We start from the raw sequence: 23,104 nt of genomic DNA on the forward strand, positions 1-23,104 counted from the left end.
ATTAATTTATTTAATATTTTTTTTAATTAATATTATTTTATTTATAGAGTTTATTACAGCTAATACACTAGCCATTATTACATCATCATTAGTTGCTCTTCCTGTAGCTTTATTTTTATTAGTATCTGAAGTTATTGCAAAAACTTCTGCTAATGCATCTGTACCTCCAGTTATAGCATCTAAATGATATGCTTCTAAATTAATATTTATTTTTTCTTGAACTAATGATTTTATTGCATTAAAAGCTGCATCTATAGGTCCTACACCTATTTCGGATGTTTCTTTAATTTTATCATCTATTAATAATTTCACTGTTGCTGTTGCAGAAACTGATTCACCACTTACAACTGTTAATCCTAATAATTTTATTGCTTCTTCTTGTGCAGTACTGATTTCTGTTATAGCTATTGATTTAACATCTGCATCTGTTAAAATTTTTCCTTTATCTCCTAACTCTTTGATTTGTTTATAAACAGAATAAAATTCATTTTCAGTTAAATCTAAATTAAATTCTGAAATTTTAGCTTTCAATGCATTTACTCCAGTATGTTTACCTAAAGCTATTTTTCTTGATTGCCCCACTAATTCTGGAGGTATAGGTTCATATGTAGAACTATTTTTAAGAATTCCTTGGACATGAATACCAGCTTCATGTGCAAATGCATTTTTCCCTACAATTGGTTTATTTGGAGATAAATTAAATCCAGTTATTTTGCTAACAAAATCAGATAAATTATATAATTTTGTGGTATCAACATCTAAATCTATTCCATAAGCTATTTTAAGGGTCATAATAAATTCTTCTAATGATGCATTTCCTCCTCTTTCACCTATTCCATTAACAGTTAAATGAGCTTGTTTAACTCCTTCTTCTATAGCAATAACTGAATTTGCTACGGCTAAACCAAAATCATTATGAAAGTGTACACTTAATGGAACATTTATATTAGGTTTTAATTGCCTAATTAACTCTTTAGTTGTTATAGGGACCAATATTCCCACAGTATCTGGAATATTAATTACATCAACCTTTGCTTCTTCTGCCGCTTTATAAACTTCTAATAAGTAGTCTAGTTCTGTTCTTGTAGCATCTTCTGCAGAAAACTCCACAGTTAAACCATGATCTTTTGCATATTCAATTGTCTTAACCGTTTTTTCAATAATTTCTTCTTTAGACATTCCTAATTTATAATCTCTGTGAATGGGGGATGTTCCTATGAATGTATGAATATAATTTAAATTAGAATCTAATACTGCATCTACATCTTTTTTTAAAGCTCGGGATAATCCACATAATTCTGCATTTAATCCACATTTACTTAATTTTCGTGCTGTTTCTTTTTCCCCTTCAGAAACTATCGGAAAACCAATTTCTATAGTGTTAACACCTAATTTATCTAATTTTTCAGCAATTTTGATTTTTTCACTAGGTGTTAATGCTATTCCAGGTGCTTGTTCTCCATCTCTTAATGTAGTGTCAAATAGATTTATCTGATCTGCAATGTCCATTTGTTTCTTTAATCTATTGATGTCTATAGTATACACAATAATTCCTCATTTTTGTATATTTTACATTATTTAAATTTTGTTATAAGTTTAATTTACAAATTATTTAAAAACTACTTATTGCTATTGTTATTATATTTCTCAAACCTGGTGCTAGTCCTAATACAAAGATTGTTAATTTTAATAGTCCATTAATATTTTCATCATCAATGTATTTGTCAGTTATATATAATGCAAATGTTATTATAATAATTTTCAATGGAATCATTGTTGCAGCAGTGTTTATATAAAAATGGATAAAATTTGGTAAGACATGTTGTTCGTAATAACCTAAATAATCCACTGCTATAAAAGTAGAACTTGCATCTAATAGATGTGCGGATAAAATTGATAGATTTAATTTATCATTGTATAATTTCCATTTTTTCCCTAGTATATAAAAACTTATTGTTAATATTGACCAGATTATAATAATTAATGATATTGAATTTATATTAAAATTAGGAATTTTTGATAGTGGAATTATTAGTATTGTTAATCCTATTAAAAATATTGTGTATCTGTAATCTAAATTTTTTGTTTTATTTAAATAATAACCTATTAAAAGGGAGCTAATAGCTAAAATACCCACTAAAAAATATATTCCAGGGGTGATTAAAAACATTGTTTTTGGATAAACATTATTATCTACTAATGCACGAATAATTGTTCCAAAAAATATGAAAGGAATTAAAGAATAAATTATTTCTTTTGGATTAATTTTTAGGTGATTAAATAATTTTAATATTAAAAATAATATGATAATTAATATTATTCCATAAATTAAAGTGTTAAAAACTGTGTATCCTGAGAAAAATATGTTCTGAATTGTTGTTGGTAAAAATTGATCTATTGTTGGCATTTGATAAAAACCATATTATTGTTCTATTTCTGATACCTCATTAGGTATGGTTTTAGATCTTTTTAATTTACGTTTTATAACATTTCCCAATACTCTAAAATTAGATGTTTTCTTTCCTTTAGGTGTTGTTTTCTTTTTTTGTATTGCATCTAAAATATCATCCACATTACAATCACAATCAATTTCTGTATAGCAATCTCCTATTGATTTTATAAAATGAGAATCACTAGATCCAAATCTTGCTAGATTCTTATTTTTAGATAGTTCTTTAGCATGACTATTAGAGTATCCAATTATGTATCTTGCATTTAATGTTTCAACACCGTCATTAGATAAATTATCATCAATTTTTGTAAAGAGTCCATGTCTATAATAAGAATAAGGATGAGGTATGATTGCTAAACCTCCAAGATCTCGTATTCTTTCTACAGTTTCTATTGCTGATTTCCCTTTGGGAATGGCTTCTGTTACCCCAAATCCCAATATATGTCCTGAATATGTTGATATTTCGATAGATGGAACAACTAGTAAATTATCCATATTTTTTGATTCTTTTATTGCAAATTTAGATCCTTTCACTGTGTTGTGGTCACTAATAGCTATAGCATTTAAACCAACTTTTTGGGCTTGTTTTAAAATATCTTTAACTTGTGAGTTTGAATCTCCAGAATATATACTATGAATATGCGGATCGATTTTCATTATTTTGATTCCTATTGATTTAATTTATATTTTATAGTTTTTATTAATCCTATGGTTCCAGTCATCATAACATCTCCACCTGGAGAAGCATAATGATAATCTAATTTTGTATCTTCTATTAATTTTCTTTTTGGTCCGGATACAATTACTTTTTCTATTTTTGATATTGGGTTTATTACATGTGCTCCATGGCCATCATCGTCGTGAACTTCTTCAAATGTTATTGTTCCATCAGCTAATCTTTTATTTAATTTATCTATTTTTTCCCCATTTAATCTAGATGTGTGATGTTCATAAACTCCTTGTATTTTACCATTTTCAATAGATGCCACTGTTGTATGCCCATTTCCAATGTCCATCACAATATAACTATTTAATCCTTCTGTAGATTTATCATAGTACATTCCACAGATAGATGCAAATTTAGTATCCATTAATAATAATGGTTTTTCATGGTTTTTATTTTTTATTGCTAATTGGACTGATTTTTTTACTGATTGCATTCTACTATAATATTCAGGTATTTCCTCTTTTAAAAATCCATATTCTTCAGGTTTTATTGGTTTTTTTAATTTTTCTCTGATTTTTTCAAATCGAAAGTCTCGGTCTCCCATTTTTTCATTGTATCCATGATCTTGGACTGCTATAGCTAGTGCATCAAAATTATAATTTAAATCGTATTGTGAAATAATGTTTGATATTTTATTAATGTTCACATCTTGAAGTGTTATTTTTGTATAGTTTTCATATTTTTTGTTATTTTTATCTTCAACAATTTCTATTCCATAAGATGCGACTTGTTCTAAATTATCTCTAATAGTTTTCCCTGCAAGTTTTTCTGCAGCTACTTTGTATCCTTTTTCTATGTGTTTAACTAATTGATTTTTTATTTTTCCTCCACCCATTATCACTCCATTTAAATAAATATTACTATTTGTTTTTTCAATTTTTTGACATATAGTTAAATGAGGGGATGGTAAAACAAGTTTTATTGAATTTTCTATTTCCTTTTCTCTATTGTAGAACATTATATCTTTGGTCCCTGTTCCAACATCAATTGCTAAAATTCTCATAAATTTAATATGTTTTTTTTATTATATGAGGGTTGGCCATAAATAGTTTTTGATATTTTTTGGTATTACTTTTTTTTATTTTTCTGTGGTTTTGCATTTTAGGTTGAGTGTTGCTCCTATTTTTTCTATGAATTGGTTTATGTTGTCTGTTTCGTCATATGTGTTTTTGATTATGTGGTTTAGTCTTTTTAGGTTGTATGTTAGTGCTTGTAGTGCTAGTATGTGTTCTGTGTGTTGTATTCCTGTTGTTGGTAGTTCATTTATGTGGTAGTAGGTTTTGAGTGTTCCGAATGGTGCTTCTACTGTGCTTGATCTTTTTTTAAACATGGTTTTGTATTCTTTTGTTTCCATTTGTTTTTTCATTTTTAGGGCTGTGTTACTTGTGAATTCTGTTATTTGTCTTTGTGTTCCTTTGTAGCATTTTTCTTTATCCTGGCAGTCTTGGCATGCATTGTAGTTCCAGTATCTTCTTTCGATTTTATAAGGTTTTGTTTCATTTTCTAAGTAATGTTTGATTTCTTGTTGGAAAGGTAGTTCTTGTTTATTTGGGCAAATGTAAGTGTCTTTTTCTAGATCATGCTTGAAGTGGTCTTTATGGAATGGGTTTTCACTTAATCTTCCTGTGTTTTCTCGAGTTTGTTTTCTATCTGGTATTAGTCCTTTGATATTATTTTGTTCTAGGTATTGGAAGCTGGTTTCGGTGTGGTATCCTGTATCTGCACTTACATATTCTGGTTCATCGTTGATGTTATTTATTGCATTTTTCACTATTTCTGGTAATTCATAATGGTCTGTTGGTTTTTGTGAAACTTTTACTGCACAAATAAGTTTGGAAACGGTGTCTACAGCGCTTTGAACATTGTATGCGACCTCATTTAATCCTTGTTTATTATGCATCCAACGAGCTTCAACATCGTTTACAGGTACTGTATTTTGACCGGACATCTTTATTTGGGTTTGTAACTCAAATAGTAATTCTAATTTATCTTCATTGTTTAAATCTGTTCGTTCAATCAATTTACGTGCTGGACGTGGGAGTTTTTTAATTTTCTTATTAGGTAACTTTAATCCACTATAATACTGAATTAAAGTATTAATGTCCTTTTCATGTAAAACATTAAATTTAGAGTTGTATGCTTTTTTAATAGTTCCATCGATGGATATATGCTTAAAATCTGTGATTCCTAATTCATTTGCAAAAAGTAAAGTACTTCCAATAAAAACATTAAATAAATAACCATAATCACGGATGAATCTTCGAATACTTCTTTGAGAAGGTTTAATTCCATTAGAAACATATAAATAAATTTTATGATACTTAGCATGATCTTCTATAACTTTAGAACTAGTAACACCCTCATTAAAAGCATAAATAATTAATTTAAACATTTCACGAACCGGTAAAACAGGCCTACCCTTTCCTCCCATGTTTTCTTCAACCTCTAAAACTGGGAAAAATTCATCAACAAAACGCACAATAAAACGAGAAAGATGATCCTTAGGAATATCATCATCTAAACGCTCCAATTTAAAACTAGATTGTTTAATATCCATAACTAACACCAATAAATTAATAATACTTAATATTAATATATTTAACTACTAGTATATAAATATAACTATTTAAAAACACTTAAAATAAAAAAATAAACACAAAAAATTAATATAAAACAATACCACTAAAATAAAACACATTAAAAAAAATTAACACCCAAAAATGACAACAAAAATAAAAAAAACATGAAAAATAATAACTTAAAAAAATAAAATAAAAAAAAGTATTACAAAAAATTAAAAAATCGATTTTTGGCCAACCCTCTATATATTATTTTAGTTATAAGTTATTAGTTATAACTTATAACATTTAACTTATATATTATAACTTATAAATTCTTCAATAATTAAAATTTAAGGTTTTTGTCATGGGAAATAATAATTGTAATTTAAAATTTAAAGAGTCATATTCTTTAAAAGAAAATTCTTCTAATAATAATATCAATGAGTTAGAAAATATTTTGGAAAATGATAGAATTTTGGATGATTTACATATTAAAGAAGAATTAATTAAAGAAACTAATGATTTTAATAATTTTGGAGAAAAAGAAATAGATAACCATTCTCAAAGCATGATCGTTTTTAAATTAAATAATTTATCAAAAAATCATAAAATTTTATCTAATTTAATACAACCATATAACTCAAATCATAATAATAATCAATTTTTATTAGAGAATGATTTTTTAATAGAAAAAGCTGATATTAAAATTGATACTTCTTCTAAAAATATACAATTTAATAATAGCTATAATCAATATAAACCTAACTTAGATTTAGACACTTTTAAGATTGAAAAATCAGAAAATAAATTTATTCCAAAAAAAAGTCAAAATCCACCTCAAGAATTATCAAACATCAACCATGAAATAATTGAAGAAATTAATCAAAAAGTTAAAAAAAATCCAAGAATTACATTATGGTCACCAAGATCTGCTGCTGTTCTTCGTTATTTAAGAAAAACCTCTCCGAATTTAGTATTAGTAAAGAAGCATCTTTATTAATAGATAATCTGATAAAAGTTAAATACCAGGATATATGGAATCTTTTTAATGATTTAGATTAATTATCATTGAAATGTTGTTTGGTATTTACCCTCTATTTTTATATATGGCTCTGCTCTTTTAGTCACAACACCAATTTTTTTCAAATCACTTAATTTTTTAAATGGCATTTTTTTACGTATATTAATAATTTTTTTTGCTGATTTTGTACCAATTCCTGGAACCCTAATTAATTCAATATAAGGTGCAGAATTAATTTCAACAGGAAATATATTCATCTCTTGTGCGGCTAATATCTTAGGATCCTCACTTAAGGATAATTGACCATTTTCATTAAATACTATTTCATTTTTTTTAAAATTATATTCACTTAGTAATGCATCAGCATGATATAATTGTGCGGTACGTTCTGTGGATTCTCCTATTCTATTTTCTAATTCAGTACCTTCAACAGGAGTAAAAGCACTAAAATAAGTTCTTCTTAAATCAAATTTATTATACAAAGATTCCATTCTTTTTAATATTTCTTCATCTGTTTCATCATTTGCACCAATTACCAATTGAGTAGTTTGTCCAGAAGGAGCTAATGATGAATCTCTTTTAGATAAGTCATTAATCCATTTAATTCTTTTTAAAATATCTTTATTATAATCTTTTGTAGAACTTAATTCATATAATCCATCTTTAGTGGCAGCTTCTATGTTCATACTTATCCTATCTGATAATGACATAGCTCTTTTAATTGAATCTTTAGAAGCACCGGGAATAATTTTAAGATGTATATAATCTTGGTATCCATATTCCTTTCTTAATATTCTTATTGTTTCTATTAAATTTTCCATAGTTTGATCTATTGTATTACCTACACCTGAACTTAAAAATAAACCGTTTACTAAATTACTATCATAATAATTTAAAAATACTTTAGCTATTTCTCTAGGGCTTAATTCCATTCTTGTAAAATTTCTTTTACATTCATTAATACAATATTTACAATCATTTTTACATTTGTTAGTCATTAATGTTTTAAATAGTGGAATTTCACAACCATTTGAACTGGCATTATAAATTCCTGGTAGATTAACTTCAGAATTTTTCTGTTTGTTTACATAATCACATAAATCAAATTGTGCGGAATCTGCTAAAATTTGCATTTTTCCTAATATTGTCATAATATTAATGTATTTTTTATCTTAATATTTTTATTGTAAATAATCATTTTCTATTGAATAAGAAAATTTATAAATAGAACTTATTACAACTATTTATCATGAAAATAGTATTAGCTGGTACTAGTAGTGCTGTAGGTAAAACAACAATTGCCACTGGGATTATGAAAGCTTTATCAGAAAAACATAATATTCAACCTTTTAAAGTCGGTCCAGATTATATAGATCCTTCCTATCATACTTTAGCTACTGGTAATCCTTCTAGAAATTTAGATTCTTTTTTTATGACTGATTATCAAATTATTAATGTTTTTAATCAAGGTTTAAAAAAATCTAATTCAGAAATAGGTATAATTGAAGGTGTTAGGGGTTTATATGAAGGAATAAGTCCTACTGGTGATGTGGGTAATACTGCTTCTATTGCTAAAGCTTTAGATGCTCCTGTAATTTTAATATTGGATGCTCGAAGTTTAGTTAAAAGTGCCGCTGCTGTTGTTTTAGGATTTAAATCTTTAGATCCTTCAATTAAAATTGAAGGTGTTATTTTAAATAAAGTTCGTGGAAAAAAACATTATTTAAAAGCTAAAGAATCCGTTGAAAAATTAACCGATACTAAAGTAATTGGGGGAATTCCTCGAGATGACTCTTTGATGGTTAAACAACGTCATCTAGGTTTAGTCCCCGCTTTAGAAAAAGAAAAAATTATTAATAATATTGATATTTGGTCTAATATAATTAAAAAATACATTGATTTAGACTTATTAATGGATATTATTAAACAATCAAAGTATTCTAATATTGGAGAAAATTTGAATATACTGCAAGAAAATAATTTGTCTAATATAAATAATAATATATCTTCAACATCACTAATAGAAAATTATAAATCTACAGATGAATCTACTATAAATGAATTATGGAAAATTGAAAATAAAAATCCTGTAAAAATTGGGGTTGCTAAAGATGAAATTTTTTCATTTTATTACCAAGATACCTTTGATGCATTAAAAGATAATAATGCTAAAATAATTTATTTTAGTCCTTATAAAGATGAGAATCTTCCTGATGTCGATGCTTTGTATATTGGTGGTGGTTATCCTGAATTATTTAAAAAAGAATTATCTAATAATATCTCAATGATTAATTCAATTAAGGAATTTCATGAAGATCATTTGCCTATTTATGCAGAATGTGGTGGATTAATATACTTGTCTCAATCTATAGATAATATTCCTATGGTGAATGCTTTACCTTATAAATCAGAAATGACTTCTCATGTTCAAGGTTTAAGTTATGTTATTGGTAAGGCATCAAAAGATTCCATTATTTCTGAAAAAAACGATATCTTAAGAGGGCATGAATTTCATTATACTAAAATTTTGCCTAATGATAATACTAATTTTGTTTTTGATGTCCAAAGAGGTAAAGGAATAATTAATTCTATGGATGGAATTACTTTAGGCAATACTGTTGCTAGTTATCTTCATATTCACCCTTGTTCTTATACTAATTTTGCTTATAATTTTACTCAAAATTCTTCTTTTTAATTTTTATTCGATTTTTCATTTTATTTTTTTTGTCAACTTTTAGTATATATTTTGTGACTCAAAGATATTATCATTTAACTTAATGACATTACATGTATATTTTTAGATCATTAATGTATTAATTTTAATGATATTTTTCATTATTTTTTTCTATTTTTTCCATTTTTATTTTTTTTATTTATAATGTTTTTTTTAATAATTAACTATGTTAATGACGATCCTTTTTATCGAGTTGTTTTTGCAAATTTTTGTAACTCAATTTTTTTCACTTGAAATTGTTCTCATGCAATTTTTTTCAAGAAATAAAATTTTCTTGCATATGTTAACTCAATTTTTAATTTAAGAATTTGTTGATAATATCATTTTAACTCAATCATTTTTTTTCACTTTATACTTTTTTATATTATAACTCAATTTTTTTCAATGTTATATAATTAATGTTTTTTGTTATTGCAATTAATATTATAATTAACTCAACTATATATGCTATGATTAACAAATAATTAAACATATTATACTTAATTTATTAGTATAAATTTATTTTAACATTAAGAAGGAACTTTTATGTTAGAAAAAGAAATTAAACAATATAAAAGAGGTAATAGTTTTACCTACAGAATTGATCTTTCTAAAAAAGATAATTTTGAAGGTGGAGAAAAAGTTATGCTTCTCACTCTTAATGAATATAATCAATTCAATAATAAAATCGATGATTTCAATAAATTATTGGATGATAAAGATAATATTATTTCTTCTTTACGGGAAGAAAATAATAATCTTAAATCATGTGTAAACAAAGAAGTTGACAAACGTAATCTTGAAATCTCTAAAAAAAATGAAGAGATTAAAAGGCTTATGGATGAGAATCAAGTTTCTTTGCAAAAATGTTATGATATAATTGATGAGAAAGATAAATCTATTTCACATTCAATTGAAGAGATTCGGTTGGAAAGAGAAAAATCAGATGATATCTCTAAAAATTATACTGAAGAAATTAGATTGGAACGTCAAAGAAATGATAATTTACTTACTTCTAAAAATGATGAGATTAAATCTTTAAATTCTAAGTTGAATTCTTGTTTAGAGGAAAGTATGGATAAAAATAATCTTTTAACTGCTTATCGTTTATTAATTGAAAGATATAAATCTCGTAGTTTTATTGATCGTTTATTGAATAAAGAGCCTTCAGAAACTGATTTGAATGTGGGTTCTAAAGATACTTATATTTTAGACACTGAGAAAAAAGATTAATTTTTTATTTTTTTTTATTTTTTTTTATTGATAATGTAATATTATTATCATTCGAGGGTTAGTGTAATGTTCTTTTTTACTATTTGATATTTGTAACTCTTAGACATATTTTTCCACTGTATTTTGTATCTACATGTTAATATCATTGTAGTCTCTTTTTTTAATTTTTTTAGGTTAAAGGTATATTTCAAGTGTAAATTTATTGCTTCATTAGTCTTTAAGTTTTATCTAAGATAATATCACTAAGTTGTCATGTTAACAGCTTTTTATTAACATTTTTTAATTTTGATATTACATTTAAGTTATCATTTTTTTTAGTAATTGTAATGTTATTAACATCAAAAATTAATATTTTTAATAATTATTTAATTAATATTATTACTTTTTCAATGATATTTTTCTAATTTTCTTTTAAAATTAAAATTTTTTTTATCTAATATACTTCATCTTAATGCATTGAAAAAATTATTATTTAATTTTAGATCTAGTAGAAAAAAATTTTTAATAATTAATTAATATTTTTTTAATAAAAAATAATAATAACATTATTGATATATAAAATTAATAATAAACATAAATATAATTCTTAAGTTCTTAATAAAAAAATGTGATTTTATGAATAATATTAAATCTTATTTAAAAAATATAGATGTTTTTAATCCACTAATTATTGTTTTTGCAATTTTTTTATTTGTATTAATTGCATTACCAACCTGGTATATAACAACAGAATTACATACCCCTGAAATACCAATGTACTTTTTTATATTATTTGGATTAGTACTTTTTATACTAGGAACCTTAATTCCTAATATATTATATAAATTCAAAAATTCTTTCAAAAATAAAATAGATAATTTTAAGCTCAAGCCTAAAAAAAATCTTGAAAAACTTCCATTTTTTGGAAATTATTCTCAAATGGAATTATTATTACTATTTATAGTAATTTTAGGGATTGTTTTACAAATAATTAATTTAATTTCATTAGGCGGTATACCATTGTTTAGTAGTTATTTAAAAACTAAAGCTGCTACTAAAATTTGGTTAATATCTTATATAATTTATTTACCGGGAATAAATTTGCTTTTAGCTAAATTTAATAGAAAATCACATTATTTATTACTAATTTTAGGTTTATTTTTATTTGTTTTAACAGGTTATAGAACTACTCCAATAGCCATTCTATTGTCTACTTTTATAACTTTATATTATACTCGAAATTTTGAAACTAAACATCAATTAATATTTATTTTAGTAATAATAATTTTATTTATTTTAATAGGGTTCATTGCTATTAAATCTATTTCTACCCAGCATTGGAGAATTGGCCCATTAGAATTAGTTTCTTATAGAGCAGGATTTACTTTAAATATATTTGATAAAGTAACACGTCGAGAATTTTTAACTCATGGTAATCTTTTCTATTCCACTTTATCTGGATTTTTTAATTCAGTAGATCCAAGAGTCCTTGTAGGGCAAGCTGTTCTTAATGAAAATCATTCAATAACTTCTACAATTTTTGGTCCTGCAACTTTAGATTTCGGGATTATGGGTATGGGTATACAAATGTTTTTATTAGGTTTAATTTTAAAATTTTTATATATAATACAAAAATATAAAAAAGACATTTTTACTGCATTTTATGCAGTTATTCTAGCTCAAACATTAATTTGGATTGAAACAGGACCTACTGATTTAGTAGTTTGGATTTTTTATGCTATATGCATTCTTTTAATTTTCATTGGCTTTTATAAAATTAATTTTTTTAATGAGGAAGATAAATGTCAAATAAAAAAAAGTTAATGACAATTGCAATTGCAGCAGAAATCACACCTGCAAAAACAATTATTCCTATTATTAAAAAAATCAAATTATTAGAATCAAAAAATAAGTTAAATTGGGAAAATTCTAAAATAATAGGTTTATACCATGGGGATAGTGTTAAAAATATTCTAAGTCCTTTTTGTGATGAATGTTTTTCAATAGGTCAAGGTAGAGGATCTAATAAGAAAAAAAATTCAAATATAAAATTAGCATACTTAATTTTTAAGGATTTTTTAAAAGCTTTTTCTGCAATGAGAGGTAAAAATATAGATCTTCTTATCACTGCAGGAAATGCAGGGGATGTTAGAAAATCTATTTTGGCTGCTAATTTTTTACATATTCCAGTCATTCATATAGAACAAGATATTTATAATCCTATTGAAATTATTTCTCATGCAAATTTGGTTACTGTCCCCTCTGAAAAATATGTTTCTTATTTAAAAAATCATTATAATTTAAGTAATGTTATAAATATTGGTGGATATCCAATGGTATCTTACGTTATTGATTCTATTAAAAATCATAAAAATATTTCAAAAGAACAAATTTTAAGTGAAAATGGTTTAAAGTTAACTGATGATTATATTTTACTTGTGTTGGGTGGGGATTTAAGAGATAATGATTTAGAAAGATTAATACGGGTTTGCGAAAGTTTAAATTATCTTATAATTATTGCCCCATATCGTTTTGATAAACACTTAGTTGAAAGTTTAGTTAACTCTTCTAATATTAATGTTTTAGATAATTATGTGGATTTATATAATTATCTTAGCAATGCTAAAATTTTGATATATGCTGCAGGTATGGGAATGACAATTGAAGCAGGTATCTTTGAAATTCCTAGTATTAAAATAAAAGGTTTTCATAAAGATCATGCTAGTGTTGATTTGGCTAATGATTTAAACATTCCAATAGTTGATATTGATGATATTAGTCATGTTATTAATCACTTATCTAAATCTAACAGTAAGGATTTAATAGAAAATAGTCAAATTGCTATTGATAATTTAATTGATATTATTAATAATTTTAATTTTTCATTTAATAAAAGTGGTTTAAGTTCTACAAAAAAAATATGGAATCAAAGAAAAAAATATAGATAAATCTTAATTTATTTAATGTTTAACTCTTTTTAATTATATTTCCTCTTCTTAATATAATCTAATATATAAACTTACCGGTATCTTTTTAACAAAAGTACTTAAATAGTTTAAAGTATAGAATTATTCTTGTGATAATATGGTAGTTAAAATTGGAATTATAAAAAGTGGAAATATAGCAAGTTCACCTGTTCTCGAACTTTTATTAGATGAAAGAGCAGACAGACCAAATATTGACGTAAGAATAATCAGTTCTGGAGCTAAAATGAGCCCAGAACAAACAGAAGAAGTTGTTCCTAAAATAAAGGATTTCGACCCAGACTTTTGTATATTCACAAGTCCAAATCCAACAGCACCAGGACCAGCTAAAGCAAGAGAATTATTATCTCAATTAGATGTACCTGCAATGATTATTGGAGATACTCCTGGACTCAAAGCTAAAGATGAAATGAAAGAACAAGGAATAGGATACATCATAGTCAAAGCTGACTCTATGATTGGTGCTAGAAGAGAATTTTTAGACCCAACTGAAATGGCTTCTTTCAACTCTGATCTTATTAAAGTATTAGCTTGTACTGGAGCTTACAGATTAATACAAAACACTATTGATGGTATGATTGAACAAGCAGAAGCAGGTAAAGAAATAGAATTACCTCAATTAGTTGTATCTGCTGAAAAAGCTGCTGACGCAGGTGATTTCTCTAACCCATATGCAAAAGCTAAAGCTATTGCAGCATACACTATGGCTGAACACGTTGCAGACTTAGATCTTAAAGGTTGTTTCATGGTACAAGACTTTGAAAAATTCATATACCTTGTAGAAGCTGCACACGAAACTGCTTCCCAAGCTGCTAAATTAGCAACTGAAGCAAGAGAAATAGAAAAAGCTAACGATACTGTTTTAAGAACTCCACATATGAAAGATGGATCTACTGGTTCTAAAACTGTATTAACTGAAAAACCACAATAAATACTATTATTATAAGTAGCTTTTTTTAGCTACTACTTTTTTTATTTTTTTTTAATTAGGAAAAATAGTTAAATAAATTTAATTATACTTATTTTAAAGATTATTTTTAAAAAATAGTTATTTTTATAAAACTCCTTTAGTACTAGGAATTTTATCATTTTCTATAATACAAGCATAATGTAATGATTTAGCGAATGCTTTAAATAATGCTTCAGCTTTATGGTGATCATTTGACCCTTTTACTGTTCCATAAATATTGATTTTTGCACTACTAGCAAATGATTCAAAGAAATGTATAATAATATCTGAAGTCATGTCTCCGATTTTATCATTTTTGAATTTTAAATCCATATTACAATAATTTCTTCCACTAATATCAATTGCAATTTTTGCTACTGAATCATCCATTGGGATTGTTGCATCTGCCATTCTTCGTATTCCTTTTTTGTCTCCAACTGCTTTGTTAAATGCAGTACCTAATAATATTCCAATGTCTTCAACTGTATGGTGATCATCTACTTCAATATCTCCAATAGCTTTTATTTTTAAATCCATGTAGCTATGTTTTGAAAAAGATTCTAACATATGGTTAAAAAAGTTTATTCCAGTATCTATATCATAATTTCCTTCACCATCAATATTAAGTTCTATATTGATATCGGTTTCTGATGTTTTTCTATTTACTTTTGCTGTTCTTTCCATTTGAATCCCATTTTTAAATTTTTTATATTATGTATAAAAATTTTATTTAATTAAATTAATAAATGCTTTAATAATTTATTCCCTTGGAGCATTTCTCATAATTTTAATAGCGTCTACTGGACATTTCATGGCACATAAAGTACAAACATGACAATATTCTAAATGAGATACATGTGCAACGGTATTAATTTTCCAAATTTTCCCACTTTTAGGACAAATTTCTTCACAGTTACCACATCCTGTACATTTATCTTCATCTATTTTAATTTTTAAAATATAAATCCCCTCACAAAAACTAAGAAAATAAATAAAAATTTATTTAATTATAATTTCAAAGTCGCTACTGACACCGCTTTAAAACCAATATAAATTTCTTTTCCTAAAGTTAAATTTAATTCTTTAGTTGCAGATACAGTAATATCTGAGAAAATATCGGTTCCACCAATATCAATTTTAACTCTGATCATTTCACCTTCAAGTTTCATTTCAATAATTTGACCTTTAAATATATTTCTAATACTAGATTCTTGAGGTTTCAACATTATGAAAATATTATCATAGCTAATCAAAGCTAAAATTTTATCTCCAACATTATAATTTTCATTTAATGGAATAGTTAATTGAACTTGTGGATTCAATTCAATTTTCATAATACCTTTAGGTCTATCAATACTTATTATATTAGCTTCAATCTCATTAACGTCTCGATGTAACTCCATAATTGCATTGATTTTTTTACATTCTTTTAAAATCATTTTACCTTCAGAAGTCAAAGTGGCACTTCCTCCCCCACCACTTCCACCTTTTTGTGTGCTTACAATTGCAATTTCTAAATTAGATTCTATCTTACTAATATAATTTAATGCAGTTCGATATGAAATTTTAGTTAATTTTGCAGCTTCAGTAATAGATCCTGTATTATTTATATACTTTAATAAATCGAATTTTTTACTATTCAGTAAAAATGAATTATCATCTATACTAATTTTATATTCTACGCCTGCTTTTACCTCAGTCATTTTATTTACCCTTCTATAAATAATTACTAATTAAAAATAATCTCCAAATATTTTTATCTTTATTTATGTAATATGTTATTATGTTTTTAATATAATTTAAAAAATTTTCTATTTAATTTTTATTTTTATACATATCTTTCTAAAATATTTATGAATTTTTGTACATATTTAGTTAACGGCCCAAATTTATTTCCAAAAGTTCTTGCAGCATTAATATCCTCAGGGTTTAATGTTCTAAAAGCTATTAAAAAAATTGTGTAGATTATGGGACAAATAATTAATCCTAAAATTAATCCTATAGTATTATGACCTAAAAAGAATTGTATGAAGTATATTGGTATAGCCATAATAATTGATGCAATAATTATTTTTGTAAAAAATCCTATAGGTGCTTTTGTTTTTGTAATATGGAATGTAACAATTAACATAGGTATCATCATTGCTAATGATGCAATAGTTATTGCTAATGATCCTCCAATAATTCCATAAATTGGGATAAGATAATATCCTAATAGTACTGTGACAAGGGTTCCAAATAATAATAAATACATAGGTATTCTAGGGTTCCCTATTCCTTGAACTATACTAGATGAAATTGTAAACATGGAATAAAATGTCATTCCTATAACTAATACAGCTAAAGCACCTGCTCCAGCTATGTATGCAGGGTTAGTGAAATATACTAAACCTATTATCTCTTTTGCATACATTGCAATTCCAACACACATTGGAACTACAAAAACCATCCCATACCTATATACATTTGTAACATATTTTCCTAAAAGGTTTTTATTCTTTAAACTAAATGCTTCGGATACAGCAGGTAAAATTGTTGTTGCAAGAGAAGAAGAAATCATTAATGGTAAACGACCAATAGGATCTGCAGCTGTATAATAACCAATTGTTTCTGAAGTTAAAAAATAACCCATAATAATTGTACAAGCACTATATATACACATTTCAGCTAATGCTGCAACAGTTACTGGTATTGAAAATGAAATAAGACTAACTGCTAATTCCATCTCTTGTTTTTTACTAAATTCAAAATCAGGGCTAGGTTTTCTTATATATTTTCCCATATACTTCTTAAAAATAATATAAGCAGATAAAGCAGATAATGCAAATCCTAAAGCACTACCTAATACTGCACCAAATGCAGATAATCCAATCATAACTAAAGCTACAGCAAATATTATCATGAATAACTGTTCAATAGCACGGGTGTATAAAATGTAATCCATCTTATAAACCCCTTGAAATGCTCCCCGATAAGCTCCAACAATAACACTAAAAGGAGTTATAAGCCCTACTGCTTGTAAAGGTAGTAAAACTTCAGGTTTACCAAAAAAGTCAGCTAACCAAGGAGCTACAATGAAAACCATCAGTAATCCCATAACAATACCTAAAAATGCCATGATTTTTAATGCAGTATAAACTGTTTGATTAGCTAAATCTTTTTTATCTAATGCATTATATTCTGAAACATATTTAGCAATTGCAGGGGGTAGTCCTCCAGCAGCTAAAATTTGAAAAATTCCTTGGAATGGTAATGTTAAACCAAGTATACCATAAGCAGATGGCCCTAAAAGACTTGCCATTAAAAAACGGTAAACATAACCTCCGACACGAAAGATTATATTTCCTATGAAAATTATTATACTACCTTTAGCTAATTTAGAAGCCATTAATTCACCTAAAAAAAAATTTTATAATTTAAAAAATAATTTAAAAAAATATTATATAACTTTATTAATTTAACTTTTTTTTTGTTAATAAACTTAATTGTTTAATACTATTTTTAAGAAATTATTTTAACTTTTTTTTAAACTGTTCATGAAATTATTTATAGTTCTATTCAAAGTTTCAAAACCATATTTGTCTTTTTTAATTTCTTCTAAAGAATCCTTTGACCAAAATGAAGCACCTAAATTAGCTCCAAATGATCCTCCTCCAACTATATTTATATTATGAATTATATAAAAGGTATTTATTTCTTGGATAGCTAATTCCTGGCCACCTACCCTATCTCCACCTACCGCTATACTCATTCCAGTTTTTCCACTTAAAATTTTTAAATCTTTAGCTTCTAAAGCCCGACATCTTTCCATAATCATTTTAATTTGTGAACTTATTCCTCCACAATGAATAGGAGTAGCTATTATAAACCCTTCTGCTTCTTCGATTAAAGGATATAATTCTTGCATGTCATCTTCAATAATACATTTTTTATTTTTTAAACAGTAATCGCAATGTTGACATGGATGAATATCTTTACCTCTAACTTCAAAATCTATTGTTTTAAAAGAATTATTTTTTAATTTACTTAAAGCAATGTTTAATACATAATTTGTAGTTTGGTCTCGTGGACTCCCACATATTCCTAAAATCATAATTAATTCTATTTATCTTAAATTTATTATATTTTTTGAAAAATTTTTAATATATGAAAAAACAAAATAATTATAATAAATTTTTCTTTTAGAGGTTTAGTAATGGATTATGCCAAAGGTAAAGTGAAAAAATATTCAAGAGAGTATACAAGAACTCTTAAAGATGGTGAGAAAAAGAAATATAAAACCGAGCAGGTTCAAATCACAATACCTAAACAACAAAATATTTTCAATGATGATGAAGAAGTTGTTATCTTACATGATTCTGATAAAAATAAATTAGAATCACAAGATGATGTAGCTGTAGCTTTATCTTTTCACAATCACATCTTAAAAGAAGAAACAAAAAAATTAAATGAGGATATAAAAATTAAGGATTCTATTATTGATAATCTTAATAAAAAAATAGATTATTTAAATAAAGAAATTGAAAATTTAAATTCAGAAAAAATTGAGGATGAAGATGTTGTGGATGAAATTCCTTCTGATGCTGAATTTTTAGAACTTCAAAAATCATACATCTCTCTTTTAGAAAAAAATGATTTACTTCAATCTGAATTAGAAAATGCTAAAATCGGTGAAATATATCAGAAAGGATTAGCTAATAAATTTAGAAATTTTATTTTATATAAATCTGATTAAGAAAAATTATTCTTCTTCAAGTTGATTACTCCATCTTTTTAAACCAGGTAAACTTTGTAGTAATACTCCAGTAAACATTGTTTCATCAGCTCTAGGATTTTTGTTTAACATTTTTTTAACATTTTTTGTTATCATTTCTTCAAGTGTGATGTTTGGTTCTGTAAACTCCCCATTTTGGTAACATTCATTACAATAGTCATGATTTTTAGATCCATCTATATTAGTTCCAAACTCTTTTTCTACCATTGGTTTTCCACAAGAATTACAAAATACCATTTAAATGACCTCTTATTTTTATTGTTTAAAAATGGAAAAAATAGAAAAAATATTTAAATTTAATTATTCATTTTAAAAGAATATTTAAGTTTTAAATATTTTCGTCTTCATCTAAAGCTAATCTCATATTGTCAGGGTCTACTGGGAAGTGTTCTAAGAAATCTTCTGCAGATCTTCTTACATCTCTAGATCCAATAATATATCTTCCTGCAATAATAATATCTGCACCTTTATCAATAGCTTCTTCAACTTTATTAGGAGTTATTCCTCCAGCTACTGCTATTAATCCGTTTCCTATAAGTTTTTTAATTTCTCTAATGTTTCCCCATTCAGTCATTTCACTAGTATCTTCACCTTTTTCAGCTTTTGTTGTTTCAAGGTCAACATTTCGGTGTAAGAGCACTATATTTGGTTTAAGTTCAGGTTTTAATTGTTTTATTTTTCCAGTGAAATCATCTACATTCATCATATCTAAGATTGAATATATTCCTTGTTTTTGGGCTTCATGTATAGCTTTTTCTATAGATTCAATTGTTCCTAATCCAGATATAGCTACTGCATCTGCAGTTTCATCTGCAGCCATTTTTATTTCTACTCTTCCAACATCTAAAGTTTTTAAATCTGCTATAATGAAAGCATCTGGTCTAAGTTTTCTAATTTTACTTACTACACCAACACCAAATTTTTTAACGAGTGGTGTTCCTGCTTCAATAATGATTCTTTCTCGGTCTGGTAATTGATCGATTATTCTTTCCATAGCGTTTAGATTATCTAAATCAAGAGCAACTTGTAAATATGGAGGGTTCCATAATCTTGTTACTTTGAATCCCATTATTGGGTGGGTTCCTCTATCTTTTTCTGCTAATACTTTATTTATATTTGGGTAGCCTTTCATTGCTCTTTTAATTGCTAATTTAGTTGCACCATAATTGTATTGGTAGATTTTTCTAAAGTCTTCAGCTTTAGGATCTATGAATACACTTACCATAAGCACGATATCTTCAGTTTTATCTTTTGGTATTAATCCTTCTTCAACTGCATCTGCTACTGCTCGTCCTACAGCTGTTTGTGCAGGTCCAAAAATTTTACTTGCATCATCTAAATCTCCAACTGTAACTTTAGGAATAATTAATGTTACAGGTTTTGTTAATAAGTTTGGTCTAATAACTGTAAGTAAAGGGGTGTGACCTATAGATAATTGTGTCATACTGTTTGCAAAAGCACTTCCAACAGGACCTTCTTTTTCACCAATAACTAAATCAACATGAGCTAATTCATTTCCATCCCCAATAAGGGCTTCACCGATTCTATACATATTTAATGTCCTCCGATATTAATATAAAATACCTAAATATATTTTTTTAATGAAACTTTAAATTTTTTTAAATAGATAAAATTATAAAATTTCTATGAGTATGTTTATACTATATTAATTTATGAATTAATGTAATATATAATATTTTTCAAATAATAAATTTTTTTGAAAATAAGTTTTTTAATTTCTTTAAATATAAAAAAATAGTGTTAAAATAGCTAAAAATATATTTAGCTATTAATTTAAATTTTAAATTTTTTGATTAGTTGAATCTAATTCTATTATTTACGTAACGTTGGAGAGGTAATCTTCTATATGGTAATCCTTTATTTTTAGAATTTATTTCATTAATTAAATCATTTAAATTCATATCTACCTTTTCACCACTTTCTCTAACTGTTACTGAAAAAGTTTCTGATTCTAATTCTTTGTCTCCAATAACGAAAATATATGGAATCCATTCTTTAGAAGCATTTCTAATTTTTTTACCAATTCTATCTTCACTGTTGTCTATATCTACTCTAATATTATTTTCAGATATTTTATCAGCTAATTTATCAGCATATTCAACATGTTTATCACTAATCGGAAGTATTCTTACTTGTGTTGGAGCTAACCATGTTGGTAACATTGGAGATTTTTCATTAATTTCTTTGGCGGTTTTTTCAAGTAAACTGCAAATGACTCTTTCTATACTTCCTGTTGGACTGCAATGTAAAATAGTTGGGTGATGTTCTTGACCATCTTCTCCAAGATAATTAATGTCAAATCTTTTACCACTTTCAACATCTATTTGTACTGTTGGATTTTCAATTGGTCGACCTAAGTAATCAATTGCAGCAAAATCAATTTTACAACTCCAATAATGTTTTCTTTCTGGTAATATTTCTAAAAGCATTGGTTTTCCAGTTTTTGCTGCTGTTTTAAACATCCATTCTTTGTGTTGGTCGAAAAATTCTTTTGTTGCTCTAAATATTACTTCATAATTAACATCTAAATCGTATCCAGTTTGAATACACATTTCTGTCTGTTTCTCGAATTCCTCTAATGTAGAGTCCATATCTGCACAAAAACTATGGAAATCTGGCATTGTAAACGCTCTTAATCTCTTAAGCCCTACAACTTCTCCTCTTTTTTCGTATCTAAAACTATATGTGGAAAGTTCATATACTTTTGCAGGTAAATTTTTCCATGTTAAGAATGAGTCTCCTAATACTCTGAATGCTCCGAAACAACAAGCAAATCTTAGCATTAAATCTTTTTTAGTATTTGTTCTATATTGTCTTTCTCCAAATTTAGCAGCATGCTCTCTTATTGCAGGGTTTGATAAATCATAAAATATAGGAGTTTCAATAGGCATTGCACCTTGATCTAAAACTAAGTTGTAAACGTAATCAGATAATAAATCACGTATTAAACGTCCTTTAGGATACCATTTTAAGTTCCCTACATCGGATGCACTTTCATAATCACACAATTCTTTTTCTCTCATTATTTTAACATGAGGAGGTTCTCCTTCATCACTTGAACCTTTACCTAATTCATATTGTGTTAATTTTTCTAAATCTTCATTTTCATAATTGAATTTATCTGTATCTATGATTTCATCATTATACATAATATAAAATTTAGATTTTGGACCTTTTTCATCCTTTTCTTCATCTTCTTCATCCTCTTCTGCAGTAATAGTTCTTGAAAGTTCAGATAAAGGATGTCCTTTGCATGAAATTTCAAATGCTTTATACCATCCGAAAGGTACTCTATTAACTTCTAATCCTTTTTCTTTAATTGCTTCTTCAGTATCTTTTAATATATTTATAGCAGTTTCAGGTGAACTTAAGGAATTAGATAAATGAGCATAAGGGTATAAAACAATATTTTCCGCTTTAACTTGGTCATTAGTTTTAATTATTTCTTTAACTAAATTTTTTACTATTCCTTTAGGATTTATTTCATCTTTTTTTTCAACTGCAGTGAAAACAACTAATGATTCATTGAATAAACCATTTTTTTGAGATTCACTTATTTCTTCGGCCATTGAGGTTTTGTTTTTAACATTATATTTTAAATAATCAGAGTGAATAATTAATACTCGCATTAAATCACCTTTTTTAGTAATAATTAATAAAAATTTAAAAATAAATCATTTTATTTATAAT

Annotated in this window: 21 protein-coding genes; 7 read left to right on the forward strand and 14 right to left on the reverse strand. The window is 26.0% G+C overall.

Annotated elements, in window-relative coordinates; translation table 11 throughout:
• Positions 1–6: 6 nt before the first annotated feature.
• From ACA135_RS00090 to ACA135_RS00110, 5 genes are all read right to left on the reverse strand, one after another.
• Positions 7–1,536: a 2-isopropylmalate synthase gene (locus ACA135_RS00090; RefSeq protein WP_409199048.1), complete on the reverse strand. Its 1,530-nt coding sequence runs from the start codon at positions 1,534–1,536 to the stop codon at positions 7–9.
• Between the two features lie 76 nt (positions 1,537–1,612).
• Complete coding sequence (locus ACA135_RS00095) at positions 1,613–2,407, reverse strand: DUF63 family protein (RefSeq protein WP_409198299.1); 795 nt, start codon at positions 2,405–2,407, stop codon at positions 1,613–1,615.
• A 15-nt stretch (positions 2,408–2,422) separates the two neighbouring features.
• Positions 2,423–3,109, reverse strand: coding sequence for a PHP domain-containing protein (locus tag ACA135_RS00100; protein ID WP_409198300.1), 687 nt, complete (start codon positions 3,107–3,109; stop codon positions 2,423–2,425).
• A gap of 11 nt (positions 3,110–3,120) precedes the next feature.
• The gene (locus tag ACA135_RS00105) at positions 3,121–4,182 is read right to left on the reverse strand and encodes a DUF1786 domain-containing protein (protein WP_409198301.1); all 1,062 of its coding nucleotides are present in this window, start codon (positions 4,180–4,182) and stop codon (positions 3,121–3,123) included.
• A 75-nt stretch (positions 4,183–4,257) separates the two neighbouring features.
• Positions 4,258–5,736 (reverse strand): IS1182 family transposase, encoded by a 1,479-nt coding sequence (locus ACA135_RS00110; RefSeq protein ID WP_409197524.1) that lies wholly within the window; start codon positions 5,734–5,736, stop codon positions 4,258–4,260.
• Positions 5,737–6,104: 368 nt separating this feature from the next.
• On the opposite strand from ACA135_RS00110, the gene ACA135_RS00115 reads away from it, so the two are divergent.
• Positions 6,105–6,740 (forward strand): hypothetical protein, encoded by a 636-nt coding sequence (locus tag ACA135_RS00115; RefSeq protein WP_409198302.1) that lies wholly within the window; start codon positions 6,105–6,107, stop codon positions 6,738–6,740.
• A gap of 65 nt (positions 6,741–6,805) precedes the next feature.
• Here ACA135_RS00115 and ACA135_RS00120 read toward each other — a convergent pair whose 3' ends face one another.
• Positions 6,806–7,912 carry a radical SAM protein gene (locus ACA135_RS00120; protein ID WP_409198303.1) on the reverse strand — a complete coding sequence of 369 codons (1,107 nt, stop codon included), beginning with the start codon at positions 7,910–7,912 and terminating at the stop codon, positions 6,806–6,808.
• 98 nt (positions 7,913–8,010) lie between these two features.
• Between ACA135_RS00120 and cfbB the strand changes: the two genes are divergently transcribed.
• The 5 genes from cfbB to ACA135_RS00145 all read left to right on the forward strand — a co-directional run bounded on the left by cfbB (position 8,011) and on the right by ACA135_RS00145 (position 14,601).
• Positions 8,011–9,456, forward strand: coding sequence for a Ni-sirohydrochlorin a,c-diamide synthase (cfbB, locus tag ACA135_RS00125; RefSeq protein ID WP_409198304.1), 1,446 nt, complete (start codon positions 8,011–8,013; stop codon positions 9,454–9,456).
• A 564-nt stretch (positions 9,457–10,020) separates the two neighbouring features.
• Positions 10,021–10,707 (forward strand): hypothetical protein, encoded by a 687-nt coding sequence (locus tag ACA135_RS00130; RefSeq protein WP_409198305.1) that lies wholly within the window; start codon positions 10,021–10,023, stop codon positions 10,705–10,707.
• A gap of 615 nt (positions 10,708–11,322) precedes the next feature.
• Positions 11,323–12,510, forward strand: a complete 1,188-nt coding sequence (locus ACA135_RS00135) for an oligosaccharide repeat unit polymerase family protein (RefSeq protein ID WP_409198306.1) — start codon at positions 11,323–11,325, stop codon at positions 12,508–12,510.
• A complete protein-coding gene (locus ACA135_RS00140; protein ID WP_409198307.1) occupies positions 12,489–13,634 on the forward strand; it encodes a hypothetical protein in 1,146 nt (381 codons plus the stop codon). The genes ACA135_RS00135 and ACA135_RS00140 overlap by 22 nt, the downstream gene beginning before the upstream one ends.
• 136 nt (positions 13,635–13,770) lie before the next feature.
• Positions 13,771–14,601, forward strand: a complete 831-nt coding sequence (locus tag ACA135_RS00145; RefSeq protein WP_409198308.1) for a F420-dependent methylenetetrahydromethanopterin dehydrogenase — start codon at positions 13,771–13,773, stop codon at positions 14,599–14,601.
• A gap of 123 nt (positions 14,602–14,724) precedes the next feature.
• Here ACA135_RS00145 and hisB read toward each other — a convergent pair whose 3' ends face one another.
• From hisB to ACA135_RS00170, 5 genes are all read right to left on the reverse strand, one after another.
• Positions 14,725–15,303: an imidazoleglycerol-phosphate dehydratase HisB gene (gene hisB / locus ACA135_RS00150; RefSeq protein WP_409198309.1), complete on the reverse strand. Its 579-nt coding sequence runs from the start codon at positions 15,301–15,303 to the stop codon at positions 14,725–14,727.
• Positions 15,304–15,378: 75 nt separating this feature from the next.
• Positions 15,379–15,618 (reverse strand): ferredoxin family protein, encoded by a 240-nt coding sequence (locus tag ACA135_RS00155; protein WP_409199049.1) that lies wholly within the window; start codon positions 15,616–15,618, stop codon positions 15,379–15,381.
• An 8-nt stretch (positions 15,619–15,626) separates the two neighbouring features.
• A complete protein-coding gene (locus tag ACA135_RS00160; protein ID WP_409198310.1) occupies positions 15,627–16,322 on the reverse strand; it encodes a TOBE domain-containing protein in 696 nt (231 codons plus the stop codon).
• Positions 16,323–16,447: 125 nt separating this feature from the next.
• Entirely contained in the window at positions 16,448–18,007 is a 1,560-nt protein-coding gene (locus ACA135_RS00165) for a flippase (RefSeq protein ID WP_409198311.1), read from the reverse strand.
• A 126-nt stretch (positions 18,008–18,133) separates the two neighbouring features.
• On the reverse strand, positions 18,134–18,715 hold the full coding sequence (locus tag ACA135_RS00170) for a flavodoxin family protein (protein ID WP_409199050.1): 582 nt from the start codon (positions 18,713–18,715) through the stop codon (positions 18,134–18,136).
• Positions 18,716–18,814: 99 nt separating this feature from the next.
• Here ACA135_RS00170 and ACA135_RS00175 point away from each other — a divergent pair, with 99 nt between their 5' ends.
• Positions 18,815–19,354, forward strand: coding sequence for a hypothetical protein (locus ACA135_RS00175; protein WP_409198312.1), 540 nt, complete (start codon positions 18,815–18,817; stop codon positions 19,352–19,354).
• Between the two features lie 6 nt (positions 19,355–19,360).
• On the opposite strand, the gene ACA135_RS00180 is transcribed toward ACA135_RS00175, so the two are convergent.
• From ACA135_RS00180 to ACA135_RS00190, 3 genes are all read right to left on the reverse strand, one after another.
• Positions 19,361–19,630, reverse strand: coding sequence for a zinc ribbon domain-containing protein (locus ACA135_RS00180; RefSeq protein ID WP_409198313.1), 270 nt, complete (start codon positions 19,628–19,630; stop codon positions 19,361–19,363).
• Positions 19,631–19,721: 91 nt separating this feature from the next.
• A complete protein-coding gene (locus ACA135_RS00185) occupies positions 19,722–20,945 on the reverse strand; it encodes a bifunctional 5,6,7,8-tetrahydromethanopterin hydro-lyase/3-hexulose-6-phosphate synthase (protein ID WP_409198314.1) in 1,224 nt (407 codons plus the stop codon).
• 262 nt (positions 20,946–21,207) lie between these two features.
• Positions 21,208–23,043, reverse strand: coding sequence for a threonine--tRNA ligase (locus tag ACA135_RS00190; RefSeq protein WP_409198315.1), 1,836 nt, complete (start codon positions 23,041–23,043; stop codon positions 21,208–21,210).
• Positions 23,044–23,104 lie beyond the last annotated feature (61 nt).

This window comes from Methanobrevibacter acididurans, assembly GCF_046197875.1.
Classification (GTDB): Archaea; Methanobacteriota; Methanobacteria; order Methanobacteriales; family Methanobacteriaceae; genus Methanobrevibacter_A; species Methanobrevibacter_A acididurans.